The 7,315-nt window shown below is 50.5% G+C and carries 6 protein-coding genes; 2 read left to right on the top strand and 4 right to left on the bottom strand.

Translation table 11 applies throughout. From position 1 onward, the window contains the following. Positions 1 to 265 precede the first annotated feature (265 nt). The 3 genes from NP589_RS18095 to NP589_RS18085 form a co-directional block, all read right to left on the bottom strand. Entirely contained in the window at positions 266 to 403 is a 138-nt protein-coding gene (locus NP589_RS18095) for a hypothetical protein (protein ID WP_020483805.1), read from the bottom strand. 100 nt (positions 404 to 503) lie between these two features. Further along, positions 504 to 2,411, bottom strand: a complete 1,908-nt coding sequence (locus NP589_RS18090) for a DCC1-like thiol-disulfide oxidoreductase family protein (RefSeq protein WP_256608227.1) — start codon at positions 2,409 to 2,411, stop codon at positions 504 to 506. A gap of 134 nt (positions 2,412 to 2,545) precedes the next feature. Beyond that, complete coding sequence (locus tag NP589_RS18085) at positions 2,546 to 2,674, bottom strand: hypothetical protein (RefSeq protein ID WP_020483807.1); 129 nt, start codon at positions 2,672 to 2,674, stop codon at positions 2,546 to 2,548. A 217-nt stretch (positions 2,675 to 2,891) separates the two neighbouring features. Between NP589_RS18085 and NP589_RS18080 the strand changes: the two genes are divergently transcribed. Beyond that, entirely contained in the window at positions 2,892 to 3,311 is a 420-nt protein-coding gene (locus tag NP589_RS18080; protein WP_064008819.1) for a hypothetical protein, read from the top strand. A gap of 56 nt (positions 3,312 to 3,367) precedes the next feature. Here NP589_RS18080 and NP589_RS18075 read toward each other — a convergent pair whose 3' ends face one another. Continuing rightward, positions 3,368 to 3,559 (bottom strand): DUF2970 domain-containing protein, encoded by a 192-nt coding sequence (locus tag NP589_RS18075; RefSeq protein WP_064008820.1) that lies wholly within the window; start codon positions 3,557 to 3,559, stop codon positions 3,368 to 3,370. A 76-nt stretch (positions 3,560 to 3,635) separates the two neighbouring features. On the opposite strand from NP589_RS18075, the gene metH reads away from it, so the two are divergent. Beyond that, entirely contained in the window at positions 3,636 to 7,307 is a 3,672-nt protein-coding gene (gene metH / locus NP589_RS18070) for a methionine synthase (protein ID WP_256608226.1), read from the top strand. Positions 7,308 to 7,315: the final 8 nt, after the last annotated feature.

The raw sequence follows: 7,315 nt of genomic DNA, 5'->3' as shown, positions 1-7,315 counted from the left end.
TCTGGATCGTCTATGCAACCGCTCAGGCCAACAATCATCAGGGTCATAGCTAAAAGAGATAATACTTTTTTCATAACATCCTCCAAATAAAAGTTTTTTATATTTTTTCGTGTACTGAATCTAAACAGAAAATTAAGCACGGCGAGATTTAAACATGCCGAAGCAGTTTAGCGCAAACTAAATCTGTTTGGAGGAAAAGAATCTGGAATATAAGGCCCACTTGCGTGGGCCTTACTCAGGTAGGAATATCCTGCCAGGGCTAGGATTATTTAACCCCTGAACCTTGTTGGCTAGGTGAACCATAGCCTTTTGGTTTTGGATTGCCTTGGTCTGGGTCGTCCATGCAACCGCTCAAGCTTACAATCATCATCACCATAGCCAAGACAGAAAATACTTTTTTCATAACATCCTCCGATTTAAAGGTTTTTATTTTTGTGTGTACTCAAATTCAAGCACGCAAAATTTATAGCATGACAAAACCGAGTATGCAATACCCTAGATGTTTACAAAATATCGATGTCCTTCGGCAGGTTGATCTTTATGTCCTTTCCAACCCATCGCGCAGAGCCTATTGCTTGCCATTCGCCGGCCAAGTTACTGTTCCTGAGGTCTTTTTCCCACACAAACGGCGCTCGAATTCTCTTCATTTTGACGATAAATTGTGTATTATCCAGCTCTAAGTCGATCTTTTTCCCCCAGAAAGCGGTGACTTTCATGATGAATTTTTTCAAGCGGAACTCATCGATATTCGGCGTTACCGCAATGTTGGCCCACATCGAATGTACCCGCCCCCAATTCGGCGCCAACAAGCGACCCTGCCGATCCACAAACGGCAACCATTGCTCTTCGCCGTTGGCATCCAAATACGTAATAGCCAGCAAACGGTCGTAGCCTTCGAAATGGTCGTGCAGATACAAAGCGTGCGGGGTGATGCCTAAAAACGTGTGAGACATCATCAAGACCGCGTTGCTCATATCCGCCAACATGCTGGTTATCGGCGACTGGCGGGTATCGACATGCAAGCGGTACAACAAGCCATAGTGAAAGCTGCTGTTGAACTGAAACAAGATCAGCACCAGCAACACTTTGCTGATTTTGTGTACGCGACTTCTGGCGGGTAGCGCATGCTCCGCTTCGAAAATTCGCTCGTACAAGCTCGGCGGCAGGCTTTCGGCTGATGCCGGCATACAGCTCACATCGCACACCAAGCGCGCGCGCGAATCGGCAATCGCCCGATAACGCCCGCATATCCACTGATACAGTAGCGGCAGTTTCATGGCCCAGCCTATCATCGCGGTATAACGCATCGAGATTAAAATCTGCGCATAGGTATCAACGCCGGCATAAACCCGCCCGTTGCCATCCACCGCATACAAATCCGTCAGCAGTTGCTTTTCGCCCAACTCTGCTAGGGCTGGATAGTCTATTGCAAACACTTGTGCAGGCTTGAAATCAACAGCGTGCAAAACGTCGAAGTGATTGAGCGTTAAAACCGTGCGATTGCACAATGGGCATTGCTGGTCGTAAAACACCGTCAATAGCGGCTGTTTGACCCGCAGAAAGGCACCGATTTTTCTATACCATGCAAACGGCATCACCAGCGCATAGAAAATTAGCATTCCCATCCCAAAGGGGTAAATATTGAAGGAGAGGGTGATCCCTAAATGTAAGGAAATTCCGATCAGAAAATACAGCCACCTGAACTGTCGACGATGGAAGAAAAGTAGGAAGGTGAACTGGAAGACAATGATGGTGTAACCGATGATTTTCTGCAAAATCTCGATATTCAGCAGCCACGATAAATCCAGCGCGGACATGTAATACGGAATTGAAGACGGCAGCCAGGCACCCAAGCCATTGCGCCAATGCTCGGCAAACATCTTGTGTATCGCCGAATCGAAGTACAAAAATCCCAGACAAATCGCGACCGGCAGATAGTAGGTCAATGCCGACACTGCCGGGGTCTGGTACTGAGAATAATGCACGAAGGGACGCTGGAGTTTTTTTCTCAGGTTATCAACAGAGAAGGCCTGGTCTATCGGCATGAAGATAAGAAAAAAATTAGCGCCGATCATGAACAAATCGAAGCCGCCGTCGAAATCGCGTTGCATAGGCGTGAAATTGACGAATACCAGCCAAAAAATGTAATTAGCAATACTGACAGCCTGACAGCGATAGCCGATGACCAAGCAAAACGCCACCACGGCCCACAGCCACAGGAAGAACGGAATCATCGGAAATTCGACATCCATGAACGGGATAGGATCGAATATCAAGTGGTTGAAATACAGCAGAAAGAAAACTTCCTGCAAGGTCACCAGCCCGAACAATAGTCTGAAAAGACCTATGCCGGTAGCGGGTACTTTTTTGGAATAAAGCGCGTTTATTTTCTGAACTAACAGTTTGTACATAGCGGATCGGCAGGCCAAAAGGCCACGGATTATAAGGTATTTAAACTAGGCATGCTTCAGGCAAAAAAAAAGCGGCTACGGGATCTATCCGTAGCCGCTTTTTCCAGAAAAGCTTTGTAAGCGAGGGGTATAGCTTACTCTTCGTCTTTAGGCTCAGCAAAAACCCATTTTACAAAGAAGTATCCTGCAGCGATGATAACCAGCGCTCCAATCATGCCCGACGGTTCTTTCAGCATTTCTGTTAAATCTAAGATCGCTCCCATGGGTGCCTCCTACCTTTAGTTAGTTGTTATAAAATGTGCCATGTCTTTGGCGGTCGAGCTTCATATGTTACTTTAGCCACCTTCAAAGTCAAGCGATTCATGGCTATCGCGGAAACATCCGACCGTAATTGCCATCCAGGCGGATTATGGTAGTATGCCCTCTCAACCAGATTTTTGAGAATTATAAAAATAGTTAACAGTTACAAGGGGAATAGAGATGATTGGTGGCGTAATAATGATTTTGACGGCAATCTGGGTTTATCAAACCCTGATAAAAGCCAAAACTGGTAATGTGCTGTTGTGGGTTGCCGGCTGTGCCATAGTGTTCTTGGTCATTCAAGTGATGTTCTACAACATCAACATCATGATCATCGACGGCTTGGACGGTAAAGATGTCGGCGGCGAATATGATCGCGATCTGACCAGCGTTGGCGATAGAAAAACCCAGGAAGGCGCTGGCGGCTGGTTCATGCCGGTTTTCTTCGAATTACTGCCGCCGTTTGCCGGCGTAATGGCTGTGGCGCTAATTCGCACACAGTTTATTCTGAAACAATCCCTGACACCTGCTAACCTGTTCAGCGGCATCAAAGAGTTGTTTGTCAGCATAAAAAACAGCTTCAAAACTTCCAGCAATTAACACTGGCTGATCCCGAAGCCCAAGGCAGCTTGGGCTTCGTTACCGACAGAAATTCCTCAGCCGCCGGTAACTGCGGATACGATACTGACTATCGTTAAAATAAATAACACGGTCACGATCAGCCCGACGACAATATAGGCAGGCAAAGAGCCGTGCTGAAAATCAACCTCTCTATTCTTATTGCTTTGCACGCCGATCACGGCGGCGATCACGCTTTTTATGACATGCAATAGACTGGGTTTAGACATGATTTCCCTCAAAATTTGGTTTGATAATTATACGGACTAGCCCACCGTACATTCACCCTTGCGACCATCAGGCAGTATGAACAGCACACAAAGATTACACCAGTTATTATCTCAACGGATTTTGTTTCTGGACGGTGCGATGGGCACCATGATACAGAGCTACAATTTGGAGGAGAAGGATTATCGCGGCGCACGCTTTGCCGACTGGCCTGTCGATCTTAAGGGCAACAACGATTTATTATCGATTACCCAGCCGGCTATAATCAAGGCTATTCACCGCGCCTATCTTGATGCCGGTTCGGATATTCTGGAAACCAATACGTTCAACTCCACCCGTATCGCGATGGCCGATTATCGGATGGAAGACCTGGCTTACGAAATCAATGTCGCTTCGGCAAGAGTTGCCAAACAGGCTGCCGAGGAAGTCAGTGCGCTAACGCCGGACAAACCGCGCTTCGTCGCCGGTGTATTGGGGCCCACCAATCGCACCTCATCCATGTCCCCGGATGTGAATGATCCGGGCTTCCGCAACATTACCTTCGACGATTTGGTTGCAGCATACAGCGAAGCCACCCAAGGCTTGATCGACGGCGGCGCCGACATCATCCTGATCGAAACCGTATTCGATACGCTGAATGCCAAAGCCGCGATATTCGCGGTCGAACAAACCTTCGACAAACTCGGTTACAAACTGCCGGTGATGATCTCCGGCACCATCACCGACGCTTCCGGTCGCACGCTATCCGGACAAACCGCAGCGGCATTCTGGTATTCCTTGAAACACGTGCAGCCGATCTCGATCGGCTTCAACTGCGCGCTGGGCGCTCAAGAATTGCGCCAGTACATCGAAGAACTGTCCAACATTGCCGACACCTACGTTTCCGCGCATCCTAACGCCGGTTTGCCCAACGAATTCGGCGAATACGACGAAACGCCGGAGCAAATGGCCGCCGAATTGGCCGACTGGGCCGCAAGCGGCTACTTAAATATCATCGGCGGCTGTTGTGGCACCTCGCCGGACACCATCCGCGCCATCGTCGCTGCGCTGGAAAAATACCCGCCGCGCCAGATTCCGGAGCTTGAAAAACGCTGCCACCTGGCCGGCCTGGAAGCCATGAGCATCGGTCCGGAAACCTTATTCGTTAACGTCGGCGAGCGCACTAATGTCACCGGCTCCGCAGTGTTCAAAAAAATGATCATTGAAGAGCGTTACGAAGAAGCCTTGGAGGTTGCCAAGCAGCAGGTCGAAAACGGCGCGCAGATTATCGACATCAACATGGACGAAGGCATGCTGGATTCGAAAGCCGCGATGGTGCGCTTTTTGAATTTGCTGGCCGCCGAACCGGATATCGCCAAAGTGCCGATCATGCTGGATTCCTCAAAGTGGGAAATCCTTGAAGCCGGCCTGAAATGCATCCAGGGCAAGGGCGTCGTCAATTCGATTTCCATCAAGGAAGGCGAGGAAGCATTTATTAAGCATGCGAAGCTGGTACGCCGCTACGGCGCCGCCGTCATCGTGATGGCGTTTGATGAGCAAGGCCAGGCCGACACGATGGCGCGCAAGGTGGAAATCTGCACCCGCGCCTATAAAATTCTGACCGAGCAAATCGGCTTCCCGCCGGAAGACATCATCTTCGACCCGAATATCTTCGCGGTCGCCACCGGCATTGAAGAACACAATAATTATGGCGTCGATTTCATCGAAGCCACCCGCATCATCAAGCAAACACTCCCGCACGCATTAATCTCCGGTGGGGTATCGAACGTGTCGTTCTCGTTCCGCGGCAACAACCCGGTGCGCGAAGCGATCCATGCGGTGTTCCTCTATCATGCGGTGCATGCTGGTATGGATATGGGGATCGTCAACGCCGGCCAGTTGGCGATTTATGCCGATATTCCTGAAGAACTGCGCAACGCCGTCGAAGACGTGATCCTGAACCGCACGCCGGAAGGTACTGAAAATCTGCTGGCAATCGCCGAAAAATATCGCGGCAGCGGCCAGGCTGCGAAACAGGAAACCCTGGAGTGGCGCGACTGGCCGGTCAGCAAGCGCTTGGAACATGCACTGGTTAAAGGCATTGCGGATTACATCGAAGAAGATACCGAAGCGGCAAGGCTGGAAGCCGAAAAGCCGCTGCACGTCATCGAAGGGCCGTTGATGGACGGCATGAACGTGGTCGGCGATTTGTTCGGCGAAGGCAAAATGTTCCTGCCACAAGTGGTCAAATCGGCGCGGGTAATGAAAAAAGCCGTGGCGTATTTAATGCCATTTATGGATGCCGAAATAGACGGCAGCGAGCGCCAAACCAACGGCAAGGTGCTGATGGCCACCGTGAAAGGTGACGTGCACGACATCGGCAAAAACATCGTCGGCGTGGTCTTGCAGTGCAACAACTATGAAGTCATCGACTTGGGCGTGATGGTGCCGGCCGAAACTATTTTGAAAACCGCCCGTGAGCAAAATGTTGACGTAATCGGACTCAGCGGCTTGATCACGCCGTCGCTGGATGAAATGGTACATGTCGCCAAGGAAATGCAACGCCAAGGGTTTACGATACCGTTGATGATAGGTGGCGCAACTACCTCGCGCGCGCACACCGCCGTAAAAATCGAACCGCATTATCAGTCGCCGACCGTCTATGTCACGGATGCGTCGCGGAGCGTTGGCGTGGTCAGTTCCCTGCTCAGCGACGATTTAAAAGCCGATTTCGTGGAAAAAACCAAGGCCGAATACGAAGTGGTGCGTGAACGCCACAAAGGCCGGCACGCTAAAAATCCGCAGCATAATTTGGAAAAAGCCCGGCTCAATAAATTCGATTACGCCAGCCATCAGCCGGTTAAACCTAAGTTCCTCGGCACCAAAGTAGTCGATAATTTCCCGCTGGATACGCTGGTTTGGTACATCGACTGGACGCCGTTCTTCCAGACCTGGGAATTGTCCGGCAGCTATCCGGCCATTCTTAGCGATCACGTGGTTGGCGTCGAAGCCACCAAGCTATTCGAAGACGCTCAGGAGATGCTGAAACACCTGATCCGCGAGCAATGGTTGACAGCCAAGGCCGTCATAGGCTTCTTCCCGGCCAATAGCGACGGCGACGATATCGTGCTGTATACCGATGACAGCCGTAAGCAACAGCGCGAAACACTGCATCATTTGCGCCAGCAGAACGTCAAGGCGCCAGGTCGTCCCAACTACTGTCTTTCCGATTTCGTCGCGCCAGTCGGTAGTGGCATTGCCGACTATCTGGGAGGTTTCGCGGTAACGTCCGGCATCGGCATAGAAACCAAGTTAGCCGAATTCGAAAAAGATCACGACGACTACAGCTCCATCATGCTGAAAGCTCTGGCGGATCGTTTGGCCGAAGCCTTTGCGGAATACATGCACCAAGCTGTACGCCGCGATTACTGGGGCTATGCCGAAGATGAACAACACGACAACCATGCCCTAATCGAGGAAGCGTATCAAGGTATCCGTCCAGCGCCAGGCTATCCGGCCTGCCCGGACCACACTGAAAAAGCCAAGTTGTTCGAATTGCTGAACGTCACCGAAAACACCACTATCGAACTAACCGAAAACTTTGCGATGTATCCGACCGCAGCGGTTAGCGGCTGGTATTTCTCGCATCCGGACTCGCAGTATTTCAACGTCGGTAAGATCGATCAGGATCAGTTGGAGGACTACGCGCGGCGCAAAGGCCTGAAGATCGAAGTGGCAGAACGTTGGTTGGCGGCGCATTTAAACCATTAACCGTTAAA

The sequence above is a fragment of the Methylomonas rosea genome, from assembly GCF_024505055.1.
Classification (GTDB): domain Bacteria; phylum Pseudomonadota; class Gammaproteobacteria; order Methylococcales; family Methylomonadaceae; genus Methylomonas; species Methylomonas rosea.
Note: the sequence above shows the minus strand (reverse complement) of the source record. Positions and strands in the feature narration are given on the sequence as shown.

Coding starts and splice junctions, on each gene's coding strand:
- NP589_RS18095 (WP_020483805.1), bottom strand. CDS start 403: ATGAAAAAAGTATTTTCTGTCTTGGCTATGGTGATGATGATTGTAAGC.
- NP589_RS18090 (WP_256608227.1), bottom strand. CDS start 2,411: ATGTACAAACTGTTAGTTCAGAAAATAAACGCGCTTTATTCCAAAAAA.
- NP589_RS18085 (WP_020483807.1), bottom strand. CDS start 2,674: ATGGGAGCGATCTTAGATTTAACAGAAATGCTGAAAGAACCGTCGGGC.
- NP589_RS18080 (WP_064008819.1), top strand. CDS start 2,892: ATGATTGGTGGCGTAATAATGATTTTGACGGCAATCTGGGTTTATCAA.
- NP589_RS18075 (WP_064008820.1), bottom strand. CDS start 3,559: ATGTCTAAACCCAGTCTATTGCATGTCATAAAAAGCGTGATCGCCGCC.
- metH (WP_256608226.1), top strand. CDS start 3,636: ATGAACAGCACACAAAGATTACACCAGTTATTATCTCAACGGATTTTG.